Here is a 23,970-nt window from a genome sequence, read left to right on the forward strand (position 1 = left end):
GAGCGGTATCCGTCCGGTTTTGTCTGATGAGTTACGTACGGATCCGAAGTGATCCGTGGTTTTCGCGGCGGCCGGCCACAAGTCCCGGGGTGCGAAGAGGTACTTGTCGGACACCTGTGGTGCCACGGGATCAATCACCCTTCACGGTCACCACGTACAGCATCCTCTCGTCACCCGGCAGTGTGAGAGAACCGGCGGCCAGGTCGGTCGCGATGCGTACGGAGCCGTGCAGCGGATCGCCCTCGGCCGCCACCCGCCGCGCGTGCGGCAACCGCCTCGCCAGCTCCTCCTCCAGCGGTACGACGAGAGCGTCACCCAACTTGAACAGGCCGCCGGTGAGGGCGACCCGGGGCTGTCCCGCCGTCGGACAGACGGCAGCCGCGGAGTCGGCCATGTGCCGGGCCGCGGCCCGCAGAATGTCCGCGGCGACCGGGTCGTCGGCGGCGCACGTGGACACCTGGGGCGCGAACGAGGCGAGGACGGCGGGGCGGTCGGTGCGCGGGTACAGCCGGCCGGGCAGCTCCGGCATCGGGCCGAACAACTCCTCGGCGCACGCCAGCAGCCGTACGGAGCCGCCGTCCCGCCCGTCGTGGGCGCGCAGTGCCGCCTCCAGTCCGGCCCGGCCGATCCAGGCGCCGCCGCCGCAGTCACCCAGCAGATGGCCCCAGCCGTCCGCGCGACGCCAGTTCGCGAGGTCGGTGCCGATCGCGATCAGCCCGGTTCCGGCGGCGACGACCGCCCCGGCGCGCGGACCGAGGGCACCGGTGTAGGCGGTGACGGCATCGGCGACGAGGGCGGTCGTACGGACCCCGAACTCCCGAGCCAGTGCCGTCGGGAGTTCCGCGCGCAACGCCTCGCCCAGAGTGGCGAGTCCGGCGGCACCGACGACGGCCGTACCCGGAGCGACGTCCGTCTCGGCGGTCAACGCACTGACCATGGGCGCCAGTTGCTGCATGAAGTGCCCCGGATCGATCCCCCGGCCACCCGTGCGAACCGGTTCCCTGGACTCCCGCTGGGCGAGCGGACCGCGGCCGGGGACGCCGACGACGACACGGAGGCCGGAGCCGCCGGAGTCGACGGCGAGGAATCCGTCCCCCGCACCGGTCACGGCAGGCGCCAGTCCACCGGCTGTCCGCCCAGCCCGACCAGCAGGTCGTTGGCCCGGCTGAAGGGGCGGGAACCGAAGAAGCCGCGGTCGGCCGACATGGGCGAGGGGTGCGAGGACTCCACCGACGGCAGGCTGCCGAGCAGCGGACGCAGATTGCGGGCGTCCCGGCCCCACAGGATCGACACGAGCGGCTTGCCGCGCGCCGCCAGGGCGCGTATCGCCTGCTCGGTGACCTCCTCCCAGCCCTTCCCGCGGTGTGCCCCCGGGCTGCGCGGCGCCGTGGTGAGCGCCCTGTTGAGCAGCAGCACGCCCTGCTGGGTCCACGGCGTCAGATCGCCGTTGGACGGCTGCGGCAGCCCCAGGTCGGTGTTCAGCTCGCGGAAGATGTTGATCAGGCTGCCGGGCAGCGGACGCACGTCCGGCGCGACCGAGAACGACAGGCCCACCGCGTGTCCCGGCGTCGGGTAGGGGTCCTGTCCGACGATCAGGACCCTCACCTCGTCGAAGGGCTGCTGGAAGGCCCGCAGGACATTCGGTCCGGCCGGGAGGTAGGTGCGTCCGGCGGCGATCTCGGCGCGCAGGAAGTCGCCCATGTCGGCGATCCGCCCGGCGACGGGTTCAAGGGCCTGCGCCCAGCCCGGTTCGACGATTTCATGCAAGGGTCGTGGAGCCACGGGCGTCACCCTACTGCCGTACAGGCAGCGGAGATCAACCAGTGGCCAAGGCCGTTCGGTAACCGGTTCCCGGTCATCCGACGACCGCGGCCCGCACGCACAGCACGTCCGGCAGGTGTGAGGCCAACTGCCGCCAGCTGTCGCCGTCGTCCGCCGACGCGAACACCTCGCCGTTGCGGTTGCCGAAGTACACGCCCGTCGGGTCGGCGTCGTCCGTGCACATGGCGTCCCGCAGGACCGTGCCGTAGTGGTCCTCCTGGGGCAGGCCCGCGGTGAGCGGCTCCCAGCTCTTGCCCGCGTCCGCCGTACGGAAGACCCGGCATCGGCGGTCGGCGGGAACCCGGTCGGCGTCGGCGTTGATCGGGAACACGTACGCCGTGTCGCCGCGGCGGGGATGGGCGGCCACCGTGAAGCCGAACGTGGACGGCAGGCCCTCGCCGATGTCCGTCCAGTGCGCGCCCGCGTCGTCGCTGCGGTACACACCCCAGTGGTTCTGCAGATACAGCCGGTCCGGGTTCGCCGCGTCCCGGGCGACCTTGTGTACGCACTGGCCGAACTCCGGGTTCGGGTCCGGCAGGAACACCGCCGAGACACCGGAGTTGGACGGCTCCCAGCTGGCGCCGCCGTCCTTCGTACGGAACACTCCCGCCGTCGAGACGGCCACCGTCACCGCGCGCGGGTCCCGCCTGTCGGTGAGCACGGTGTGCAGGCCCTCACCGCCGCCGCCCGGCACCCACTTGGACCGGGTGGGGTGCTCCCACAGCGGGCGGACCAGCTCGAAGCTCTCGCCGCGGTCCTCGGAGCGGTACAGCGCGGCCGGTTCCGTGCCCGCGTACACCACGTCCGGCTCGGCGGCCGCCGGGTGCAGCTGCCAGACCCGCTCCAGCGAAGCGTCCGTGTCCTGCGGGAACTTGACGGCCGGCTGCGACGGCTCGGTCCAGGTCCGGCCCAGGTCGTCGGAGTGGAACACGGACGGCCCCCAGTGCGCGCTGTCGCCGCCGGCCAGCAGCCGCGGACGCTCGCCCCGGGTGTCGATGGCGACCGAGTACACGGCCTGCGCGTTGAAGTAGGGGCTCTCGTCGAACTCCCAGGCGCCACCTCGCCTGCGTCCGACGAACAGGCCTTTTCGTGTGCCCACGGCGAGCAGTACTTCGGTCATGCCGATCACCTCCGCGACGTCTTCGTCTCAGACATCCGCCAGTCTGCACCCCACCACTGACAGTCACCCCCGGAAAGGGCTTCGCCGCAGGTCAGCGCGGCGAGGGTAACTCGTGAGGGAGGCTCGTGGGTTCGTTTCGGGCGGATTCCGCCCCGTCGGGGGACCCGCGGAGAGGCAGAGCGGGGAACTTGGCGTGAGCATAGAAGGGGCGTCTCCCGTATGGGAGTGCGAGTGCGGTACGGCGTGTTCGTGCGCTCACTTCTGGCGCTGATGAGGAGGATGCCTTCGATGGCGTTCCGTGGTCCGAGGGTGTGGCTGTGGCGCTGGCGGCGCAATCCGCTCAAACGTGGGGCCGACATGCTGGAGGCCTGGGTGGTGCTCGGCGCCTGGATGCTCACCGTCCTCGCCGGAGTGCTCGCGGGCCTGGCGGTGACCTGGTCCGTCGAGCACGAACTGGCACGGGAGCGCGCCGAGTGGCGGCCCGTCGCGGCCCGCCTCACCGAGCAGGCGCCCGGAACGGCCGACGCGCCCTCCGAGACGGCGAGCGGCGAGCGGGTGTGGGCCGAGGTGCGCTGGAGGGCGGCGGACGGCTCCGCGCACACGGGCCAGGTCCGGGTCCCGCCCGGCAGCACCTTCGGGGCGCCGGTCACGGTGTGGACGGATCCGGAGGGCCGCCTGGTCTCGAAGCCCGCCACCGAGTCCCAGGCGCGGCTGCGGGCCGCCCTGATCGGCGGCCTGATCGGGGTGAGCGCCGGAGGCGTCCCCTTCGTGTGCGGCCGGGTGCTGTGCGCCCGCCTGGAGCGTCGGCGCATGGAGCGGTGGGACGCGGAGTGGGCGCTGCTCGGCCCACTGTGGGGGCGCACGACGGGCTGACCGCCCGGATCCGCGTGCCACGGCACGGCACGCGGGCCCGCGCGTCACAGCGACCACCAGGCCCGCCTGCCGGCCTGTCTGTCGGCCGGCGCCGCGCGGGCAGGGAGCCACTCGCTGCGCGTGCCCATGACTCCGGCACTGGGGCCGGCGCGTGACAGCGGCGGCCCGGTCCGCCTGCCTGTCGGCCGGCGCCGCGCGGCAGGGCGCCGCGCGGGTCCGGGTGCCCATGACTCCGGCTCCCGGACCCGCACGGCGCAGCAACTGCCCGTCCCGCCTACCTACCCGTCGACTGGCGCCCAGCGGCACGGCGCCGCTCCGGTCCGCGTGCCCATGGCACCTGCACGCGGGCCCGCGCGGCACAGCGGCCGCCCGCCTGCCCGTCGGGCCGGCGAGGCACGGCCCAGCGACCGCCCGCCTACCCGTCGGCCAGCGCCGCGCGGCACAGCCGCAGCAACCGCTCGTCCTTCCGGATGTCGTGGTTGCCGCAGCGTCCGGGCAGCGCCAAGTGGCGCCGCCGCGTGGCCAGTTCCGCCTCCAGCAGGTCACGCAGGGGCGCCCCGGCCGGACCCGTCCCGGCGAGGCACTCGGCGATCGTGCCACGCGCGTCCGGGCTCTTTGCCCAGACCGTACGCAGCGTCGGAAAAACCGTCTCGGTGTCACCGCCTGTCCGCCACAGGGCGCACGCGGCCATGGCCCGCTCCCACGGATGACCGGACTCTGCCAAAGGCCGCAGGGCGTGCGCCGCGGAACGCGCCCGCGCACCCATGTGCGACAGCGCCGCCACGGCCGACCGGCGACGACGAGGCTCCGCTCCCGCCAACTCCCTCAACAGGACAGGCAGAACGACCGTCGCGTCCCCTTCCACCTCCCACAGCGCACGCGCCGCCGCGCTCGCGTACTCGGTGTCCAGCAACCCCCGCAGCAGCGGTCCGGCCTCCCGCGCGGCGGACCCGAACGTGCCCACCGCCCGGAGCGCGATCTCGACGCAGGCGTCACCCGGCCGCGGCACGAGAAGCGTGTCCCGCACCAGCCGCAGCACCTCCGGGAAGGCCTCTTGGACATCTCCGGGCATGGCACCCAGGCCGGCGTCCCCCAGTGCGCCGAGCACCGAGAGCAGCGGTACGGCACGGGCGGGCGTCTGCGGCGAGTCCAGGGGTATCTCCCCGAGCCTGCGCCGCACCACGGGCACCAGCGGCGCCACGTCCTGGCCCAGATGGCGGACCGTCTGCCCCAGATCACCGGGCACGACCCGCCCGGCCAACACCTCCGCCAGCACCGGCACCGCCCGTGGATCCCCGCTGTGGGCAAGCGCCTTGAGTGGACCGCCGAGCATCGGCACCCCCTGCCCCCACCGCCGCACCCACAGGTCGGGACGGTCGGACACCAGCGCGGCGAGGTCGTCGGCGGCGGGGGCAGCCAGTTCGAAGAGGTCCGTGAGGACGGACACCGCGGCATCGCGCAACCGGTCCTGGGTGGTCCCCAGTTGCGCCCCGATCAGCGTGACGAGCCCTGCGGCGTCCGCCCGCCACTCCCGCATCAGCCCCGCCGACATCCACACGGCGTTGCACCGGTCGGTCGCGTCCGGGCAGGTCAGCTGCCCTTCCAGGAGGGCGATCCGGTCGTCCACCCGGTCGTCGAGCGCCTTGTGCAGAGTCCGCAGCAACTGCGAGCCCTCCTCGTCCGAGGGCCGCAGCCGCCGCAACCGGCCGACGAGCGTGTCCGTGCCGGGACCCTCCGTCTCCTCCGGCCCCGAGGGCCGCCGCGCGGACCTCTCCCTGAGCAGCCGGACGGCGAGGGGGACCAGGTCGGAGGGGAGCCGCTCGGGGGCGCATTCCGCCAGCCGGCCGAGCGCGGCGAGCCGTAAGGCCGGTCCGCAGGGCGCCGCGCTCTGTGCGACCAGCAGCTCCAGCGCCTCGGCGGAGTGATCGGGGTGCCGTCGTACGAACAGGCCCAGGCTCTCCGCCAGCGCGATCAGGACCCGGTCGTCCCGCTCCACCGTGATCCGTTCCCTGAGCAGGTCCAGCACCCGGGCCGGTTCGTCGACGAACCGCACGACAGCGCCCGCGGTGGCCCCGCGCACCGCCGCGTCCGCGTCCCCGCTCAGGTCGGCGAAGATCTCGGCCCGGGTACGGACCGCGTGACCGGCCGAGTCGCGGGGACCGCCCGGCTCCCCCTCCCCGCCCTCCTGCCCGATGCTCACCAGAAGTTCGACGATGCCGCCCCGGTCCGCCACCTCCGCACTCGCCACGAGCGCGAACAGAAACGGAACGCAGGCCAGCGTCGAGTCGTACACGTCTCCCTGGTGGTGCACGGCGCCGTACATCCGGTCCAGCGCGGCCTCCCGCTCCGCCGGGTCCGCCGAGGCGAGTCCCAGCAGCCAACCGGGCACGTCCTCCGCACTGCCGTACGCGTGCCGCAATGAGGCCCAGTCGACCTCGTCGATCCCCGTGAACACGTTGTCCTCCCCAGGCGAAGTCCCAACTGATCGTGAGTCTGCACCACGGCACTGACAACGAAGCGGAATCGCGGGGTTACTGTGTGCGAACCGGCCGAGAAGGCCCCTTCGGGCCGAGTTTCAGGCGCCGTCGGGCAGTGCCCGGGCGAGAACCGTGTCCAGGTCGGCGGCGTCGGCAAGCGTGCCGAAGGCGTGACCCCAGTCGCCTCCGAGCCGGCTGGCGCAGAAGGCGTCGGCGACGGCGGGCGGAGCGTGCCGCACCAGGAGCGAGGCTTGCAGGGTCAGGGCCATCAGCTCCACCAGCCGTCGCGCACCGGCCTCGGAGGTCTGTGCCACCTGCCCCTTCAGCCGTGTCACGGCCGCGTCCAGGCGGGCGTCCGCGCCCTGGGCCAGGGCGAGTTCGGTGAAGAGGGCCTGGGCGCTGCCGGACTGGCGCCGCAACGCCCTCAGTACGTCCAGGGCGTTGACGTTCCCCGAGCCCTCCCAGATCGAAAGGAGGGGGGCCTCGCGGTAGTGGCGGGGCATGCCCGACTCCTCGACGTACCCGTTGCCGCCGAGGCACTCCAGGGCCTCCGCGGTGAAGGCCGGGCCCCGCTTGGTGACCCAGTACTTGCCCACGGCGGTCGCGATCCGGCGGAACGCCGCCTCGTCGGCGTCCCCGCGCACCGCCCGGTCGGCCGCACCCGCCAGCCGCAGGCTCAGCGTCGTCGCCGCCTCCGACTCCAGGGCGAGGTCGGCCAGGACGTTGCGCATCAGCGGCTGATCGAGGAGGGGCGCGCCGAACGCGCTGCGGTGGCGCACATGGTGGCCTGCCTCGACGAGCGTCTTGCGCATCAGCGTCGCCGACATCATCACGCAGTCCAGCCGGGTGCAGTTGACCATCTCGATGATCGTCTTGACGCCCTGCCCTTCGGGACCGACCAGCCAGGCGACCGTCCCGTCGAACTCGGGCTCGGAGGAGGCGTTGGACCGGTTGCCCAGCTTGTCCTTCAGCCGCTGGATGCGGAACGTGTTGCGGCTGCCGTCGGGCAGCACCCGCGGCACGAGAAAGCACGACAGTCCGTCCGGGGCCTGCGCCAGCACCACGAAGAGGTCGCACATCGGCGCCGACGTGAACCACTTGTGCCCGCGCAGCGTGTACACGCCCGGTTCGGCGGTGGGCGTGGCCGCCGTCGTGTTGGTGCGGACGTCGGAGCCGCCCTGCTTCTCCGTCATCCCCATGCCCGCCAGCAGACCGCGCTTCTCGGTCGGCACCTTGAGCTCGGGGTCGTACTCGCGGCCGGTGAGCAGCGGCTCGTAGACCTTCGCGAGCTCCGGCTGCCTGCGCAGCGCGGGGATCGCCGCGTACGTCATCGAGGTCGGGCAGCCGTGGCCCGCGTCGGTGTGTCCCCACACCAACCCGCCCGCGGTACGGGCGACATGGGCTCCGGGCCGGTCGTCCGCCCAGGGCGCGCCCGCCAGCCCCTCGCCGACCGCGACCCGCATCAGGTGGTGCCAGCCGGGATGGAACTCGACCTCGTCGACCCGGTTGCCGTACCGGTCGTGGGTCCGCAGCTCGGGTTCATGGCGGTTGGCCAGTTCGGCCCACTCCTGGGCCTGCGCGCTGCCGGCTGTGAGGCCGAGCCGCCGGATGCCCTCCTCGGCCCAACCGGCGCCCTCCCGGCGAAGCCCTTCGAGGAGCGCCGTGTCCTCGGACGCGTCATAGGGGGCCAGGGGAGGGGGCTGGTTGGTGACGTCGTGCGTCGTGGACCGTTCGTGCGCGGGTGTCGAGACCATACGGTCATGTTGCACTCTCGCTGCGGTCGTAGCAATGATGCAACATGAGAGGAGGCTCGTACAGTACGTGACCATGCGAAGGAACGTGCAGCTCAGTGGTGTCGACCTGCGGCCGCTGTCCGCCCGGTCGGTCGTGCTGAGCCTGCTGCTGGGCGCGCATCCGCCGGAGCTCCCCGTCAAGGACCTGGTCCGCGCGGTGGAGCCGTTCGGTGTCGGCGGCTCCACGCTGCGGGCCGCGCTCAGCCGGATGGTGGCCGCCGGTGACCTGCGGCGGACGGACTCCGTTCACCGCCTCAGCGACCGGCTGCTCGCGCGGCAACGCCGTCAGGACGACGCCGTACACCCCCGCACGCGCGCGTGGGACGGCGACTGGGAGATGGTCGTGATCACCGCGACCGGCCGGGGGCCCGCCGAGCGCGCCGACCTGCGAGCCCGCTTGGCCGCCCTCAGGCTCGCCGAACTCCGCGAGGGCGTCTGGCTCCGGCCGGCCAATCTGATCAGGCCGCTCCCGGACGACCTCGACGGGGTGGCCCAGCAGTACAGGGCCCGTCCCGACCGGCCCGCGCCGGAGCTGGCGGCGAGCCTGTGGCCCCTCGACGGCTGGGCGGCGACGGCCCGGGCGCTGCTGCACCACGTCACCCATGTGGCCCGCCCGGACCGGCCCGCCGACCGGCTCACCGCCTTCGCGGCCGTCGTACGTCATCTGCTGGCCGACCCCGTCCTGCCCCCCGGACTGCTGCCCGAGGACTGGCCGGGAACGGACCTGCGCACCGCGTACACGGGCTACCAGGCAGAGCTGGCGGACACGGTGCCGCAGCGCGGTCTCGGCGCATGACAGGGCGGCCGTACGAAGCGCCGTGCGGGGACGCTTCGGACGGCCGCCTCACCTACCGTGGGGGGATTACTTGTAGGTGATGTCGGAGGACGCGTACTTGCAGTAGGTGCCGTCGGGGCCGCTGCCGTTGGTGGTCGGCTCCTTGCCCGTGTTGTTCCCGATGTACTTCTGGCACGGGACGATCTTCTTGCCGCTGTCCCCGACGATCGTGATGCCCCTCAGGGTCGCGCTGTCGCCGTAGTTCGTGTTGATGCCGACGAGCTTGCTTCCCGAGTAGGTCGCCTCGATGGTGTTGAGGTTGATCGTCCGCTTGTACTGCGTCGAGCAGTTGCCGCACGAGCGGATGAAGGTGCCGAAGTTCTGCACCGCGAAGTTGGAGACGTTCAGCGTCCCGGCGCCGTTGAACTGGAACACCTTGTCGCTGGCCGCCCTCGCGCCACCGCCGGAGACGGTGTACACGTTGGACGACGAGGAGCCACGGAACGTCGCCGCGTCCTCGCCGACGTCCTCCCACCAGACGTTCTGCAGCGTGCAGCTGCCCTTGCAGTGGATGCCGTCGGCCGCGGGGGCGCCGATGATGACGTTCTTGAGGACCGTGCCGGCCGCCAGCTCCAGGATCGGGCCCTGGTCCTCGTCCTGGTTGTCGCTGCCCAGGGCACCGGTGCCGTAGAGACGCTTCATCCCGTAGTCCTTGGTGCCGGACAGCGCGATGGTGGCGGAGACGGCCTGGCTGCCGTTGGCGCTGGGCCAGGTGGCGGCAGCCGCCTGTGGGGCGTTGAGTGTCATGATCATGCCAACCGAGAGAGTGAGTGCGGCCAGCGAGCCGGTCACCGCACGCCCGTGGGCGCGCGGAGGAGCCGAAGAAGTCATGTCCCGAATCCTTCTTCCGTGTTGGGGGGTGGTCAGAGCTTTCCGGTGCCCGCGCCGCTCGTCACCGAGGCGACGACGGAGGAGGCGGGCTCGGCGGTGTAGCTGTACGGAGCGGTGGTGAAGGTGCCGACCCGCGAGACCTCGGTGGCGGCTCCACCCAGGTCGTTGCCACGCAGGTTGGCGAATCCGTCGACGTCACTGCTGCGGTTCGTGGTGACCGCGACCTGCGTCGAACGGAAGACGTTGTTCTCGACGAGCATCTGAGCGCCCATACGGGAGTGCACGGCGGTCTCGGCGCCGACGACGTAGTTGTCGTAGAAGTGACCGGTACCGAAGCGCAGGCTCGGGATGCGCGAGTTGACGTTGTTGAAATGGTTGTGGTGGTACGTCACCTTCAGGTGCCCGGTGTCCTCGCTCGCGTTGTTGTCGCTGTGACCGACGAGCGAGCCCTTGAAGTGGTCCTTGAAGGTGTTCCAGGACACCGTGACGTTGTCGGAACCGTGGTTGATGTCCAACAGCCCGTCGTAGTGGTCCTTGTCGTGGTCCCGGTCGGCCGAGAAGGAGTTGTGGTCGATCCACACCTTCGTCGACCTCTGCACCTCGATGCCGTCGGCCGGCGCGAGCGGCTTGCTGATGTTCAGGTTGCGGATGACGACGTTGCTGACGTTCTTCAGCCGCAGGCCGCCCCCGGTGAACCCGGAGGCCGAACCGACGCCCACCACCGTGGTGTTGGAGCCGACGTCGACCTGGCCGCTCAGGGAGATCAGGCCGTTGACCTTGACGACCTTGGCCGAGCTGCCGGTGACCGCCGTCTTGAAGGCGGACAGTGACGAGACGGTGACCGCTGTGGCGCTGCCGCCGCCGGTCGTCCCGGCGCCGAACCCGATCGGCGAGCTCTCGGCGGCTCCGGCCGACTGGGGGAAGGCCAGCACGGCGACTGTCGCGAGAGCGACCGCGCCGACCGCTGATGCCGATCTTTGCGCGTGTGTACGTGGGGGGAGAGTACGCATGCGGGTGCGTCCCTTCACGGTGCTTGACGGTTCATGTACGTGACTGTTGTGCGTCATGTTGATCGCCGCGCGCGTGCAGCGTGGCCGTCTAGGCGTGGGGTGGTCCGTGTCGGTCACACTGCTGAACGGAACGTAGGGGGCAAGCGCTTTCTAGTCAACGCTTTGCGCAGAACACCTTCGGCCATCCTGGTGGGCGGCGCGAGCGAATTCTTTCGTTGCGTGGGAGCGCTTCCATGGCAGGCATGTGCATGCCACGATGCTCGGCGGGTGCCTTCCTTCCGTGAGAGGCCGGTCGATGACGACTCCACGTATGCGTACGTACATCAGCGGGCTTGTGCTCGCTTTACTGGCCGTCGGTTTGGCGGCCCTGTCGCCCGGCCCGGCCGCCGCCGGTGACTTGGGGGCCGGTCGGCCGGCCGCGCTGCCCGGCTCCTTCACCTGGTCCTCGACCGGTCCGCTGATCGCTCCCAAGCCGGACGCCGGTCACCCGATCGTCTCGGTGAAGGACCCGACGGTCTTCCGCTACAAGAACCGCTGGCACGTCTACGCGACCACCGCCGACACCGCCGGCCGTTGGAGCCTGGCCTACAGCAGCTTCAAGAACTGGTCCGAGGCGGCGGCCGCACCGCAGACCTTCCTGGACACCAACCCGAACATCGGCAACAGGTACGCCGCAGCGCCCCAGGTGTTCTACTTCGCCCCGCAGAAGCTCTGGTACATGGTCTACCAGACGGGTCCGCCGTCCTACTCCACCACCACCGACCCCTCCAAGCCGGAGAGTTGGAGCGCCCCGCGCTACTTCTTCGACAGCGAGCCCCCCGTGCTCACGGAGAACAAGGGCGACGGGTTCTGGCTGGACTTCTGGACGATCTGCGACAACGCCGACTGCTATCTGTTCTTCTCCGACGACAACGGGCACCAGTACCGCTCCCGGACCACGCGCGCCGAGTTCCCGAACGGGTTCCGCGACACCGAGATCGTGCTGGCCGAACCCAACCGCTTCGACCTGTTCGAAGCGAGCAACGTCTACCGTCTAGGCGAGAGCGGCAAGTACCTCATGCTCGTCGAGGCACTCGCCACCAAGTCCGACTGGCGGCGCTACTTCCGGGCCTGGACGGCCGACAGCCTGGGCGGCACCTGGACCCCGCTCGCGGACACCGAGGCCAACGCCTTCATCCGCGCGAACAACGTGACCTTCGAGGCCGGGCAGCCGGCCTGGACCAAGGACTTCAGCCACGGCGAGCTGATCCGGGACGGCGTCGACCAGACGCTCACGATCGACCCGTGCCGGCTGCGGTTCCTCTACCAGGGCATGGACCCGGCGGCGAGCGGTGACTACTCGCAACTGCCGTGGAGGCTGGCCCTGCTGACCCAGACGAACGCCACCTGCTGAACGGCCACAGCCAACGGAACGCCGTACCACGTCCCCAGAGCCGCGACCAGAAAGGGACAAGGACGTGCCCCACACCCCCCGCAACCCCCGCAACCCCCGGAGAAGATCCCCGCGTTCGGTGCTCGTGACGCTGCTCGCGGCACTGGTGCCGTTGCTCGCGGCCACCTTCCTCGCCGCGCCGACGGCCTCGGCCCGCCCCGAACGGGCTGCCGCGGCCCCCACCGCGACGCTCACCGAAGTCACGAACTTCGGCACCAACCCCAGCAACCTCCAGATGTACCTGTACGTGCCGGACAGCGTCACCGCGAACCCCGCGGTCGTGGTCGCCGTGCACTACTGCACCGGCTCCGGGCCCGCCATGTACTCCGGCACCGAGTGGGCCTCGCTGGCCGACCGCTACGGATTCGTCGTGGTCTACCCCTCGGTCACCCGCGCCAGCAAGTGCTTCGACGTCTCCTCACCCCAGGCGCTGAAGCGGGGCGGCGGCAGCGACCCGGTCGGCATCAAGTCGATGGTCGACTGGGTCACCCGCACCTACTCCGCCGACACGAGCAGGGTCTTCGCCACCGGCATCTCGTCCGGCGCGATGATGACGAACGTCCTGCTGGGGGACTACCCCGACGTCTTCTCGGCGGGCGCCGCCTTCTCCGGCGTGCCGTTCGGCTGCTTCGCCACCACCGACGGCTCCGAGTGGAACAGCGCCTGCTCGGGCGGCACGGTGACCCACACCCCGCAGGAGTGGGGCGACCTGGTCCGCGCCGCCTACCCCGGCTACACCGGGCCCCGGCCGCGCATGCAGGTCTGGCACGGCACCGAGGACGACGTGCTGCGCTATCCCAACTTCGGGGAGGAGATCAAGCAGTGGACGAACGTCCTGGGCGTCAGCCAGACCCCGGCCGCCACCGACACACCCGTCTCCGGCTGGATCCGCACCCGCTACGGCGCCACCGGTGACCGTGCCCCGGTCGAGGCGATCAGCCTCCAGGGCATCGGCCACAACCTCTACGTCACCGGCATGGCGGCCCGCGCCCTCACCTTCTTCGGCCTGGACAGCTCGGGGCCGGCGCCCCAACCCCAGCCCGGCGCCTGCAAGGTGACGGCCTCCACCAACGCCTGGAACACGGGTCTCACCGCTTCGGTCACCATCACCAACACCAGCACGACCGCGATCAACGGCTGGACACTCGGCTTCACGCTCCCGGCCGGCCAGACCATCACCAACGGCTGGGGCGCCACGTACGCGCCGTCCTCCGGGGCGGTGACGGCGACGAACGCCTCGTACAACGGCACGCTCGCCCCGAACGCGAGCGTCACCCTCGGCTATCAGGCGAACCACACCGGGAACAGCGCGGCTCCGGGTGCGTTCACGCTCAACGGGACGGCCTGCACGGGGTGACGTCCGGGCCGCACGGCCGGCCGGGGAGCGCCACCCCGGCCGGCCGTGCGGTGGCGCTGGTGTCGGTACGGCACGCCCCCTGCACCGGGCCGGCGGGGCTCAGACAGACCGGTGGTACTGGTCCGGCACGTGCACGTCCCCGCCCAGTTCCCGCGCCGCCTGCCTGGCCCACGAGGGGCTGCGCAGCAGCTCGCGCCCCAGGAGCACGGCGTCGGCCTCCTCGTTGGCCAGGATCTTCTCGGCCTGTTCGACGTCGGTGATGAGACCGACCGCGGCGACCGGGAGGGACGTCTCGGCCTTGACGCGGGCGGCGAAGGGCACCTGGTAGCCGGGGCCGGTCGGGATGCGGACGCCGGAGGCGTTGCCGCCGGAGGAGACGTCGAGCAGGTCGATGCCGTGGGCCTGGAGCTCGCGGGCGAAGCGGACGGTGTCGTCCGGCGTCCAGCCGCCCTCCTCCAGCCAGTCCGTCGCCGAGACGCGGAAGAAGAGCGGCTTGTCGTCCGGCCACACCTCCCGTACCGCGTCGACGACCTCGAGGGCGAAGCGGGTGCGGTTCTCGTACGAGCCGCCGTAGGCGTCGGTGCGGTGGTTGGAGTGCGGGGAGAGGAAGTTGCCGATCAGATAGCCGTGGGCGCCGTGGATCTCGGCGATCTCGAAGCCGGCGGCGAGGGCGCGACGGGCGGCGTCCGCGAACTGGCCGACGACCGCCCGGATGTGGTCGGCCGTCAGCTCGGTCGGCACCGGGTGGTTCTCGTCGAACGCCAGCGGGCTCGGTGCCAGCGGCCGCCATCCGTGCGCGTCCGGCCCGAGCGGCGCGCCGCCCGTCCAGGGCCGGTCGGTCGAGGCCTTGCGGCCCGCGTGCGCGAGCTGGATGGCCGGGACCGTGCCCTGGGACACCAGGAAGCGGGTGATCCGGCGGAACGCCTCGACCTGGGTGTCGTTCCAGATGCCGAGGTCGTACGGGGAGATGCGGCCCTCGGGGCTGACGGCGGTGGCCTCGACGACGATCAGACCCGTGCCGCCGGCCGCGCGGGCCGCGTAGTGCGCGAAGTGCCAGTCGTCGGGTGCGCCGGCGCCCGGCCCGTCCGGTGCCGCCGAGTACTGGCACATCGGGGGCATCCACACCCGGTTCGGGACGGTCACGTCACGCAGGCTGAGGGGCTGGAAGAGGGCGCTCATGGGGAGCTGCTCCGATCGTCGCGGGCCGATGGACGACTCGTACGATAGGCATCGTAGTACGGGAGATGTCAAACTACGAGACCTCTCGTACAATGGGGCACCCCGAGCCCGTGGAGCAGCCGTGACCTCCCCCGCCGTCAGCAGCCGTGACCTTCCGCATCCGGCGCGCGAGGAGATCCGGCTGGAATCCGTGCTGCACGCGCTGTCGGACCCGATGCGGCTGCGGATCGTGCGAGAGCTCGCCGCCGTCGGCGACGAGCTCTCCTGCTCGCACTTCGATCTGCCCGTCACCAAGTCCACGACCACGCACCACTTCCGGGTGCTGCGGGACGCGGGCGTGATCCGGCAGATCTACCGGGGCACGGCCAAGATGAACGGCCTGCGCCGGGACGACCTAGACGACCTCTTCCCGGGACTTCTCGACACCCTCCTCGATGCCGCCGCCCGGCAGGCCGTCCGCGTCGGAGGATGATCCCGCCCTCGCCGGCAGGTGGTTGAAGAGCAGGTTCAGGACGATCGCCGTCAGACAGCCCGCGCTGATGCCGCTGGTCATGACCGTCTGGAACCAGTCCGGAAACTTCTCGTAGATCGTCGGCACGCCGACCGGCAGCACGCCCATGGCGACCGAGACGGCCACCACGGTCAGGTTGTGGTTGCCCTTGAAGTCCACCTGGGCCAGCGTCCTGAGGCCGCTCGCCGCGACCGTCCCGAACATCACCAGGCCCGCACCGCCGAGAACCGGCGCCGGGACGGCCGCCACCACCGCGCCCAGCTTGGGCAGCAGGCCGAGCAGCACGAGGATGCCGCCCGCGACGGCGACGACCCAGCGACTGCGGACCCGGGTCATGCCGACCAGGCCGACGTTCTGCGCGTACGCCGTGTACGGGAAGGTGTTGAAGACGCCGCCCAGGACGGTGGAGAGGCCGTCGGCGCGCAGGCCGTCGGACAGGGAGCGCGAGTCCACCTTGCGGTCGGTCATCTCGCCGACCGCGATCAGGTCACCGGTCGTCTCGGTCATCGTCACCAGTGCGACCACCAGCATCGAGATGATCGCCGACGCCTCGAAGGTGGGCGCTCCGAAGTGGAACGGCGTGCTGATGCCGACCCAGTCGGCGTTCCCGACCCCGTCGAAGTCGGTGAAGCCGAAGGGAACGGCGACGGCCAGGCCCACGGCGATGCCGATCAGCACCGCGATCCGGCTCAGGAACTCCGGCGCGAACCGCTGCACGCCCAGCACCACCGCAAGCACGAAGGCGGCCAGAGCGATGTTCTTCGGCTCCCCGAAGTCCTCCGCGCCGACGCCGCCCGCCACCCAGTTGCCCGCGACCGGCAGCAGCGAGATGCCGATGACCAGGATGACCGTGCCTGTGACGAGCGGCGGGAAGAACCGCAGCAGCCTGCCGAAGACCGGCGCGAGCAGCACGATCGCGAGCCCCGCGACGATCACCGAGCCGTAGATCGCGGGCAGTCCGCCGCCCGTCGTACCGATGAGCACCATCGGCGACACGGCCGCGAACGTACAGCCCTGCATGATCGGCAGCCGCACACCGAACCGCCAGAAGCCGACGCACTGGATCAGCGTGGCGATCCCGCACACCAGCAGGTCGGCGGTGATCAGATACGCCAGGTCCGCGGCCGACAGCCTCATCGCGCCGCCGACGATCAGCGGCACGGCCACCGCGCCCGCGTACATCGCGAGCACGTGCTGGAGACCGAAGGCGGCAAGCTGCCGCACGGGTGGGACCTCGTCGACGGGATGCGGGGGCGCGGTCGTTGCCATGGGCACTCCAGAGCGGCGGATAGCTGGGAACATGCGAACAGCACGAGACCGTAAGGGGCTTGAACAGTTTGTTGATTTCGGTGTCGTTGCCGATGTGTGTCATGCCCACCCAGTTGTCCGCGAAGCCGCTAAGAAGCGGCCGACCGCGCCGCCATCAGCAGGGACTCCCAGTCCGGCAGCTTCACCACGCCCCGCCCGAGAGACGCCCCGAGCTCGGCCTCGGCCCGCTCGATCGCCTGCCAGCCCGCCCACTGGACGGGACGGATCCCGTCGGCGCGCAGTGCCGCGAGCGGATCGTCGGGGAGGTCTTTGTGTACGAGTACGGGGGCGTCCTCCAGCAGTGACGTCACCGTCTCCTTGGCGCACGGACGGTTGGTGCCGATGACGCCCGTCGGGCCCCGCTTGATCCAGCCCGCCACGTACTCGCCCGGCGCGACCGCGTCCTCGCGCAGCACCCGTCCGGCGAGATTGGGCACCGTGCCGCTCGCCGTGTCGAACGGCAGCCCCTCCAGCGGGACCCCGCGATAGCCCACCGAACGCAGCACCAACTGGGCCTCGATCTCCTCGAACACGCCCGTCCCCGTCACCCCGCCGCGACCGTCCGGCGCCGTCCGCTCGAACCGCACCGCGCCCACGCGCCCGGAGTCGGCGAGGAGTTCGACGGGCCGCAGAAAGAACCGCAGCCGGATCCGGTGGGGCGCGGGCTCCGGCGCCGGACTCTCCGCCCAGCCGCGCAGCGCGTCCACGTTGCGACGCTGCGCCGCGGGCAGCCCGGACGGGTCGACGTAGGCCGGGTCCAGGGCCAACTCCGTCGGGTCGACCACGACCTCGGTGCCCGGCAGGGCGCCCAGCTCGCGCAGCTCCTTGGTGGTGAAGCGGGCCTGGGAAGGGCCGCGCCGCCCCACCATGTGGACCTCCGTCACCTGACTGGCGGCCAGTGCGGTGAGGGCCGCCTGCGGCATGTCGGTGGGGCTCAGTTCCGCGAGGCCCCGGGCCAGCATCCGTGTGACGTCCACGGCGACGTTCCCCACGCCGATGACCACCGCCGAGCGGGCACCGATCACGAAACCGTCGGCGGCGGAGTCGGGGTGCGCGCTGTACCAGGACACGAACTCCGTCGCCGACCAGCTGCCCGGCAGGTCCTCACCGGGGATCCCGAGGTGCCGGTCGGTCGCGGCGCCCACGCAGTACACGACGGCGTGGTACAGCTCCCGCAGTCGGGTGGCCGGCACGCCACCAGGACCGACCGGGACACCGCCCAGGAAGCGCACCCGCTCGTGCTCCAGGACCGCGCGCAGATTGTTCTGCAGCGACTTGATCTTCTCGTGGTCCGGCGCCACGCCGTACCGCACCAGGCCGTACGGGCACGGCAGCCGGTCCAGGACGTCGACGCGCACTTCGGGGTCCAGTTGGACAAGGCTCTGGGCGGTGTAGCACCCGCTCGGTCCCGAGCCGACGACGGCCACATGCAGCACGGCGGAACTCCTCACCCAGGGACCCGGGGGGTCGACGGGAGATCGCTGTCACCTCCAGCATCGCACCGCCGCCGCTCCGCTGACAGGGTGCTGTGCGCCGGACGAGCACGCGTGTCCGTTCGGATGGAATGTGATCATGCGGTTACGTTGCGTGTGTGCTAGAAGCATCCTTTCTTAATCTTTCTGATCGGTGTCCGACGGACGGCACCGTGTCCGTCTGGCCCGCGTGGGAAGTGCGGGAGGGCGCTGTGGCGACGGCGTGGTTCGACGTCCGGCTGGAGTTCGGCGACGGCGCCCGGGTGGACGCGCTCGCCGTGGTGTCCGAGGGGCGCGTCTCCCTGGAGGACGTCCGGGCCCAGCCGGCCCTGTCCCTCGACGACCTGGCCGTGCTCGCGGACTGGATCGAGGACCCGCTCGCCGAGGTCTCGGGAGTCGGACCCGAGCCCGAACCCGAGGCGGCCGGGTCTCGCCGCGCCCGCCCCGGCTGGCCGCGCGGTATCGAGGGACGGTGGCTCGTCGCGCAGGAGTACCGGGCGGCCCAGGAAGAGGGCGTCGACCCGGTGCTCGCGGTGATGGGCGCGACCGGGCACAGCCGCCGCAAGTCGCTGCGGCTGATCGCTCAGGCGCGGGACGCTGGATATCTCACGCCACGTCACGCACGGCGCTGAGCCGCCCCGTTGGGCGGTGTGCCGGTGAACAAGCAGGTCGGGCGGTAACCCGCCCGGAGGGTCACTGCATGTCCCGCATCCGCGTGATCTCGCTGGTCTGCTGAGCCACCACCTCGTCGGCCATCTCCTCGATCCGGATGTTGTTGCCCTGTCCCTTCACGTCCGTGGCCATGGTGATCGCGCCCTCGTGATGCGTGATCATCAGGGTGAGGAAGAGCTCGTCGAACGCCTCGCCCTTCGCCGCGCGCAGCTTCTTCAACTGGGCCTCGTTCGCCATGCCGGGCATCGAGGCGTGCGCGTGGCCGTCCCCCTTCTCGTCCTCGCCGTGCTCGGACAGCCAGGCCCGCATGCTCTCGATCTCCGGTCCCTGGGCGGCGGCGATCCGTTCGGCGAGTTTCTCGAGCTTCGACGACTCGGCGCGGTCCGGGGCCAGTTCGGTCATCTCCAGGGCCTGGGCGTGGTGCTCGATCATCATCCGCGCGTAGGCGATGTCGGCCGAGTTGGGGGAGTCGTCGTCGGTGCGCTGCTGCGCCGCGTCCTCGGCGGACATCGTCCGGTTCGCCTCCCCGGGCTTGCCGGGCACGAGCACCGAAGGGCCGGTCGCCGAGGCCGACTTCGCATCCGACCCGGAGTCGCAGCCCCCGAGGCCGAGCACGGCCAGGGCAGCCAGCGAGGCCGCGGCGAAGGGTGCGCGGTAGGGACGACGGAAGGGCACAACGACCTCCTGTGGCAGGCGGGGCGGGGGACACCTCGTGAGTGTCGAAGACCGTCCTAGCACGCTTGGGCGTGTGACTGATCAAAAACCTTCATTACGTGTTCGTTGCCCCCTGTTGATATGTGCATGGTGAAGACGATACTTCGGTGGTGCATGAACCGTTCCCCCACGAACGGCACTAGGGAGGAAACAGTGATCCTGTTGAAAGAAGCCCGAACGCGTCACAGACGCCTGGGAGTTGCCGCCACAGCGGTGGGTCTCCTGGCGGCGCTGCTGACGGCCGGTCCGGCGGCCGCGACCCCCGACCCCGGGGACGCTCCGGCCGCGAGCGAGGAGGTGTCCAAGAGCGACAAGGCCGAGGTCCGCGCGGCGATGGCCGACGGCGAGATACCGGGCCAGGACGAGATCGTCCACTCGGACAACATCCAACACCTTGTCAACATCCCCAAGGACGTGCTGCCGGGCACCAATTCGGACCTGGCCTTCCAGGGCAAGTACGCCTTCTCCGGCAACTACGACGGCTTCCGCATCTTCGACATCAGCAACCCGAAGGCGCCCAAGACCGTCTCCCAGGTGCTGTGCCCGGGCTCGCAGAACGACATCTCCGTCTCCGGCGACCTGCTCTTCCTGTCGACCGACTCCTCGCGCAGCGACAGCAGTTGCAACAGCACCACGCAGCCCGCGACCGAGAAGTCGTCGTGGGAGGGCATGAAGGTCTTCGACATCAGCGACAAGGCGAACCCGAAGTACGTCGCCGCCGTCGAGACCGCCTGCGGCTCGCACACCCACACGCTGGTGCCCGAGCGGAAGAACGTCTACGTCTACGTCTCCTCGTACTCGCCGAACGCCACCTACCCGGACTGCCAACCGCCGCACGACGGAATCTCCGTCATCAAGGTGCCGCGCAAGGCCCCCGAGAAGGCGGCGGTCGTGGGCTTCCCGGTGCTCTTCCCCGGTGAGGGCCCGGACGGCGGCGGCAACCCCGGTGCGCCCACCAACCCGGGCGTCTCCAAGACCACCGGCTGCCACGACATCACCGTGCTGCCCTCGAAGGACCTGGCCGCGGGCGCCTGCATGGGCGACGGCATCCTCTTCTCCATCAAGGACCCGGAGAACCCGAAGGTCATCGACCGGGTGCAGGACAACGTGAACTTCGCGTTCTGGCACTCGGCGACCTTCAACCAGAAGGCCGACAAGGTCGTCTTCACCGACGAGCTGGGCGGCGGCGGCGCGGCCACCTGCAACGCGGAGATCGGCCCGAACAAGGGTGCCGACGGCGTCTACGACATCGTGGGCAAGGGGGACTCCCGCAAGCTCGTCTTCCGCAGCTACTTCAAGATCGCCCGCCACCAGGCGGCCGTCGAGGTCTGCGTGGCCCACAACGGCTCGATCATCCCGGTCAAGGGCAAGGACATCATGGTCCAGGCCTGGTACCAGGGCGGCGTCTCCGTCTGGGACTTCACCGACTCCGCCCGCCCGAAGGAGATCGCCTACTTCGAGCGCGGCCCGGTCAACACCGAGCGGCTCACGACGGCCGGTTCCTGGTCGGCGTACTACTACAACGGCTACATCTACTCGAACGACATCGCCAAGGGCTTCGACGTGCTGAAGCTCAACGACCGGCGCACCGACCCGGCGAAGCGGGTTCGCCTCGGCGAACTCAACGTCCAGACGCAGCCGGACTACTTCGACTGAGTCGTCGTACGGGTCTCGGGGCCGCACTCCGGTGCGGCCCCGGTGGCGAAGAACCGTGACAGATCCCTGTCGCACGTCCCGCCGGACGCCGGCTCGGTGTCCGGCGGGAGCCCCGACTCCCGCTCCAGCCGGTACCGCTTGAACAACTCGGCCCGCAGCACCGGCACGGACATCGGCGCCCCCGGCACCAGGGCCGCGAACACCGCGCCCATCAGCAGGGCGCGCAGCATGGCGTAGTCCGTGTCGACGTCGTCGGAGCCGTGGCGGGCGACGGTGTCCCGCAGCAGCTGGGACAGGCGCTGCTGCTCCGGGCACTGCACGAAGCCCTCGGCCTGCAGGATCCCGGCCATGTGCTGGCGCATCAGCACCGGGTGATCCCGCGCCAGCCCCAGGATCGCGTCGATGGCCCGCGCCATCCGCTCCCGTCCGTCCTCGGTGCGCGGCTCGCGCTCCAACGCCTCCTCCAGCGTGCGGTGCATCAGCCGGTGCACGGCGGACTGCACGAGTCTGCGCTTGCCGGGGAAGTAGTACGACACCAGACCGCGCGCCGAACCGGCTCTGTCCGCGATGTCGCCGAGTGTGGTCGCCTCGTACCCGCGCTCGCCGACCAGTTCGACCGCCGCCTGCAGAAGCCGCTCCCGGGAACGCCGGCGCAACTCTTCATTGACCGAGGCGCTGCGCGGGGACATGCTGTAACTCCTGCGTTGACTGGCTATCAGCCAACTATACTCATCGCGTCCGGTCCGGCCCCCGAAAGGGCCTGGTCGGGTTGCCGCCGTCCTGGGCGACGCGGGGGATCGTCCAGGACGGTCGAGCATTCCCCGATGGTGGCCCCAGGCGACTTCCAGGGGGCCCGCACCCGGGTGCCGAGGTCAGCCCACCAGATCCAGCACCGGCCGCAGCCCGTCCGGCCGTTCGGTCACCGGCAGGTGGTCCACGAAGTGCACCCCGCAGCCCAGGGCCGCCGCGCCGCCGTCCGCCCGCCGGTCGTCGCCGACCATGAGGGTGTCCTGCGGTTCGACGCCGAGTGCGGCGCAGGCGGTGGCGAACAGCCGGGGGTCCGGCTTCTGGATGCCGTGTTCGTACGACAGGACGTACGCGTCGACGCAGGAGTCGAGGCCGTGCTCGCGGAACACCGGCCGCAGATCCCAGCCGATGTTGCTGACCACACCGACGCCGATCCCGCGCTCGCGCAGCGCCCGCAGCACCTCGGCGGCGTCGGCGTACGGCGACCAGGCGGCCGGGGTCATGTGCCGGTCGTACAGCGCGTCGTACAACGCGGGGTCGGGCAGCGGTACTTGGCGGGCGACGCCGGTGTACGCGGCCCGGTGCAGCTCGGCGCTCTTGTCGCGGCTTTCCCAGAGGTGGGCGAGCCCGTCGGGGACCGCTTCGACGGGATGGGTCCCGCCGGGCAGCGCGCCGACCCTTTCGAGGGCCTGCGCCTTCTGGAGGAACGTCGGTTCGTCGAGGGAGAGTTCGGTCTCGGCCAGGACGGCTCGCAGCCAGGACTCGGCGGACTCGATACGGAAGAGCGTTCCGGAGAAGTCGAACAACACGGCGGCCATGGGGTGATCTTAAGGGGCGACGTGCCACGCCGAAGGAAGAGCGCTGCCGCCGAACACGCAGACGAAGTCGCCCTCGCGTACCACGGAGCACTCCCGGCGCCGCGGCACCGCCCGAACCCGACCTCGTGCGTGAAGCGGCCGGGGTGGCCGATGCCCGCGAGGTCCAGGGCACGAGCGGCGGCGTGCCACGTGCCGAGGTCCGGGCAGTAGCCGGTGGACCGGTTGGTGACCTCGTGGACCGTCCAGGATCCGACGCCGCGGTGGAACCCGATCCAGTCCGCGGCCGGCACATCGCCGCCGCCCGCGCTGCCCCGTGTTCGCTTCTGCCGGGCACGGGCCGCAGCAGGCCGTCGAGGGCGAAGGTGAAGGTGAAGGTGAAGGTGAAGGGTGCCACGCTCGTGTCCGTCCCGCGCTCGGACAGCCAGGCGGCGAGTTCGTCGGCGGAGCGGACGACCCGGCTCTGGTGTCCGGCCGTACCGTCGACCTCGGCTCGGACGGGCCGATGGACCGCGCGTTCAAGCGGGCGGGTCGGTCGGGGCCGGGGGGCCGGGGTCTTCGTCCACGACGGTGACCGGGACGAAGGCGCCCGTCACGCCCCGGCACAGTGGCAGCGGTAGCTGCGGCCGGGCGGGTTCACGGGCGTTGCCGCTGGTGGACCGCGACCGCCAGGGCCACCAGCATCGCGCCCAGCAGCCAGCCGCCCACCACGTCCGAGGGCCAGTGCACGCCCAGCCAGACGCGGGTCAGTCCCACGCCGACGACGGAGATCACGGCCACCGTCACGGCCGTACGCCACAGGACGCGGGCGGCGCCGTGGCGGTGCAGCAGCCACAGAAGGAGGCCGCACACGACCGTGGCGGTCATGGCGTGGCCGGAGGGGAAGGCGGCGTAGTGCGCGGAGTCGACGGGGTCGGGCCAGACCGGCCGCGGGCGCCCGACCGCGGCCTTCAGGGACTGCTGGACCAGCGAGCCCAGCGCGCAGGTCACCGCCAGCCACCCGGCCGTCCACCAGGCGGAACGCCGCCACACCAGCCACACCACCACGACCGCGCACAGGATGCGCATCGTCCAGGGGTCCCAGACCCAGTCCGTGAGGATGCGGGAGGCCTGGGTGACGTCGGGGTCGTCCACGGCCCAGCGGTGGGTGGTGCGGGAGATGTCGCCGTCCAGCGTGAACAGGGGATGCCAGTCCGCGGCGACCAGAGCGATCAGCAGCGCGGAGCACAGCGCGAGGATGCCCGCTGCGCGTGCGGCGCTGCGATGCGCCGACGGGCGGGGCGGGGAGTCGACGGGCGGAGTGTGCATGCTGCGATCCTCGCCGAACCGCGGGCCGGGAAGCCAATC

21 protein-coding genes are annotated in these 23,970 nt (G+C 71.3%); 7 read left to right on the forward strand and 14 right to left on the reverse strand.

Going from position 1 to position 23,970, the window contains the following annotated elements:
* Window positions 1-130 precede the first annotated feature (130 nt).
* From ACFWWR_RS32655 to ACFWWR_RS32665, 3 genes are all read right to left on the reverse strand, one after another.
* Complete coding sequence (locus ACFWWR_RS32655) at window positions 131-1,108, reverse strand: N-acetylglucosamine kinase (RefSeq protein WP_383870205.1); 978 nt, start codon at window positions 1,106-1,108, stop codon at window positions 131-133.
* Window positions 1,105-1,782 (reverse strand): uracil-DNA glycosylase, encoded by a 678-nt coding sequence (locus ACFWWR_RS32660; RefSeq protein WP_383870202.1) that lies wholly within the window; start codon window positions 1,780-1,782, stop codon window positions 1,105-1,107. The genes ACFWWR_RS32655 and ACFWWR_RS32660 overlap by 4 nt, the downstream gene beginning before the upstream one ends.
* A 73-nt stretch (window positions 1,783-1,855) precedes the next feature.
* Window positions 1,856-2,941, reverse strand: coding sequence for a WD40/YVTN/BNR-like repeat-containing protein (locus ACFWWR_RS32665; RefSeq protein ID WP_383870199.1), 1,086 nt, complete (start codon window positions 2,939-2,941; stop codon window positions 1,856-1,858).
* 288 nt (window positions 2,942-3,229) lie between these two features.
* Between ACFWWR_RS32665 and ACFWWR_RS32670 the strand changes: the two genes are divergently transcribed.
* Window positions 3,230-3,814: a hypothetical protein gene (locus ACFWWR_RS32670; protein ID WP_383870196.1), complete on the forward strand. Its 585-nt coding sequence runs from the start codon at window positions 3,230-3,232 to the stop codon at window positions 3,812-3,814.
* Window positions 3,815-4,229: 415 nt separating this feature from the next.
* On the opposite strand, the gene ACFWWR_RS32675 is transcribed toward ACFWWR_RS32670, so the two are convergent.
* Window positions 4,230-6,269, reverse strand: coding sequence for a HEAT repeat domain-containing protein (locus ACFWWR_RS32675; RefSeq protein WP_384307031.1), 2,040 nt, complete (start codon window positions 6,267-6,269; stop codon window positions 4,230-4,232).
* Window positions 6,270-6,389: 120 nt separating this feature from the next.
* The gene (locus tag ACFWWR_RS32680) at window positions 6,390-8,045 is read right to left on the reverse strand and encodes an acyl-CoA dehydrogenase family protein (RefSeq protein ID WP_383870190.1); all 1,656 of its coding nucleotides are present in this window, start codon (window positions 8,043-8,045) and stop codon (window positions 6,390-6,392) included.
* A gap of 73 nt (window positions 8,046-8,118) precedes the next feature.
* On the opposite strand from ACFWWR_RS32680, the gene ACFWWR_RS32685 reads away from it, so the two are divergent.
* Window positions 8,119-8,880: a PaaX family transcriptional regulator C-terminal domain-containing protein gene (locus tag ACFWWR_RS32685; RefSeq protein ID WP_384307033.1), complete on the forward strand. Its 762-nt coding sequence runs from the start codon at window positions 8,119-8,121 to the stop codon at window positions 8,878-8,880.
* Window positions 8,881-8,946: 66 nt separating this feature from the next.
* On the opposite strand, the gene ACFWWR_RS32690 is transcribed toward ACFWWR_RS32685, so the two are convergent.
* Entirely contained in the window at window positions 8,947-9,750 is an 804-nt protein-coding gene (locus ACFWWR_RS32690) for a pectate lyase (protein WP_384307035.1), read from the reverse strand.
* A gap of 32 nt (window positions 9,751-9,782) precedes the next feature.
* Window positions 9,783-10,760: a polysaccharide lyase family 1 protein gene (locus ACFWWR_RS32695; protein ID WP_383870181.1), complete on the reverse strand. Its 978-nt coding sequence runs from the start codon at window positions 10,758-10,760 to the stop codon at window positions 9,783-9,785.
* Window positions 10,761-11,055: 295 nt separating this feature from the next.
* Between ACFWWR_RS32695 and ACFWWR_RS32700 the strand changes: the two genes are divergently transcribed.
* The gene (locus ACFWWR_RS32700; protein ID WP_383870178.1) at window positions 11,056-12,153 is read left to right on the forward strand and encodes a non-reducing end alpha-L-arabinofuranosidase family hydrolase; all 1,098 of its coding nucleotides are present in this window, start codon (window positions 11,056-11,058) and stop codon (window positions 12,151-12,153) included.
* A 118-nt stretch (window positions 12,154-12,271) separates the two neighbouring features.
* Window positions 12,272-13,549 (forward strand): PHB depolymerase family esterase, encoded by a 1,278-nt coding sequence (locus ACFWWR_RS32705; protein ID WP_383870329.1) that lies wholly within the window; start codon window positions 12,272-12,274, stop codon window positions 13,547-13,549.
* Window positions 13,550-13,648: 99 nt separating this feature from the next.
* Here the strand turns inward: ACFWWR_RS32705 and ACFWWR_RS32710 are convergent, their stop codons facing one another.
* Window positions 13,649-14,728: an NADH:flavin oxidoreductase/NADH oxidase gene (locus ACFWWR_RS32710; RefSeq protein ID WP_383870175.1), complete on the reverse strand. Its 1,080-nt coding sequence runs from the start codon at window positions 14,726-14,728 to the stop codon at window positions 13,649-13,651.
* A gap of 121 nt (window positions 14,729-14,849) precedes the next feature.
* On the opposite strand from ACFWWR_RS32710, the gene ACFWWR_RS32715 reads away from it, so the two are divergent.
* A complete protein-coding gene (locus tag ACFWWR_RS32715) occupies window positions 14,850-15,200 on the forward strand; it encodes an ArsR/SmtB family transcription factor (protein WP_383870173.1) in 351 nt (116 codons plus the stop codon).
* Here ACFWWR_RS32715 and ACFWWR_RS32720 read toward each other — a convergent pair.
* Window positions 15,123-16,508 carry a nucleobase:cation symporter-2 family protein gene (locus tag ACFWWR_RS32720; protein WP_383870170.1) on the reverse strand — a complete coding sequence of 462 codons (1,386 nt, stop codon included), beginning with the start codon at window positions 16,506-16,508 and terminating at the stop codon, window positions 15,123-15,125. The genes ACFWWR_RS32715 and ACFWWR_RS32720 overlap by 78 nt on opposite strands.
* Window positions 16,509-16,636: 128 nt before the next feature.
* On the reverse strand, window positions 16,637-17,983 hold the full coding sequence (locus tag ACFWWR_RS32725; protein ID WP_384307038.1) for an FAD-dependent oxidoreductase: 1,347 nt from the start codon (window positions 17,981-17,983) through the stop codon (window positions 16,637-16,639).
* Between the two features lie 209 nt (window positions 17,984-18,192).
* On the opposite strand from ACFWWR_RS32725, the gene ACFWWR_RS32730 reads away from it, so the two are divergent.
* Window positions 18,193-18,651, forward strand: coding sequence for a DUF6214 family protein (locus tag ACFWWR_RS32730; protein WP_383870164.1), 459 nt, complete (start codon window positions 18,193-18,195; stop codon window positions 18,649-18,651).
* A 61-nt stretch (window positions 18,652-18,712) separates the two neighbouring features.
* Here the strand turns inward: ACFWWR_RS32730 and ACFWWR_RS32735 are convergent, their stop codons facing one another.
* Entirely contained in the window at window positions 18,713-19,366 is a 654-nt protein-coding gene (locus tag ACFWWR_RS32735) for a DUF305 domain-containing protein (protein ID WP_383870162.1), read from the reverse strand.
* A gap of 192 nt (window positions 19,367-19,558) precedes the next feature.
* Here ACFWWR_RS32735 and ACFWWR_RS32740 point away from each other — a divergent pair, with 192 nt between their 5' ends.
* Window positions 19,559-21,061: an LVIVD repeat-containing protein gene (locus ACFWWR_RS32740; protein ID WP_383870159.1), complete on the forward strand. Its 1,503-nt coding sequence runs from the start codon at window positions 19,559-19,561 to the stop codon at window positions 21,059-21,061.
* Here the strand turns inward: ACFWWR_RS32740 and ACFWWR_RS32745 are convergent.
* The 3 genes from ACFWWR_RS32745 to ACFWWR_RS32755 form a co-directional block, all read right to left on the reverse strand.
* Window positions 21,049-21,750: a TetR/AcrR family transcriptional regulator gene (locus ACFWWR_RS32745; RefSeq protein WP_383870157.1), complete on the reverse strand. Its 702-nt coding sequence runs from the start codon at window positions 21,748-21,750 to the stop codon at window positions 21,049-21,051. The genes ACFWWR_RS32740 and ACFWWR_RS32745 overlap by 13 nt on opposite strands.
* Before the next feature lie 183 nt (window positions 21,751-21,933).
* The gene (locus ACFWWR_RS32750) at window positions 21,934-22,626 is read right to left on the reverse strand and encodes an HAD family hydrolase (protein ID WP_384307040.1); all 693 of its coding nucleotides are present in this window, start codon (window positions 22,624-22,626) and stop codon (window positions 21,934-21,936) included.
* A 633-nt stretch (window positions 22,627-23,259) separates the two neighbouring features.
* Complete coding sequence (locus tag ACFWWR_RS32755) at window positions 23,260-23,931, reverse strand: phosphatase PAP2 family protein (protein WP_383870151.1); 672 nt, start codon at window positions 23,929-23,931, stop codon at window positions 23,260-23,262.
* Window positions 23,932-23,970 lie beyond the last annotated feature (39 nt).

The sequence above is a fragment of the Streptomyces sp. NPDC058678 genome (assembly GCF_042714835.1).
Classification (GTDB): Bacteria; Actinomycetota; Actinomycetes; order Streptomycetales; family Streptomycetaceae; genus Streptomyces.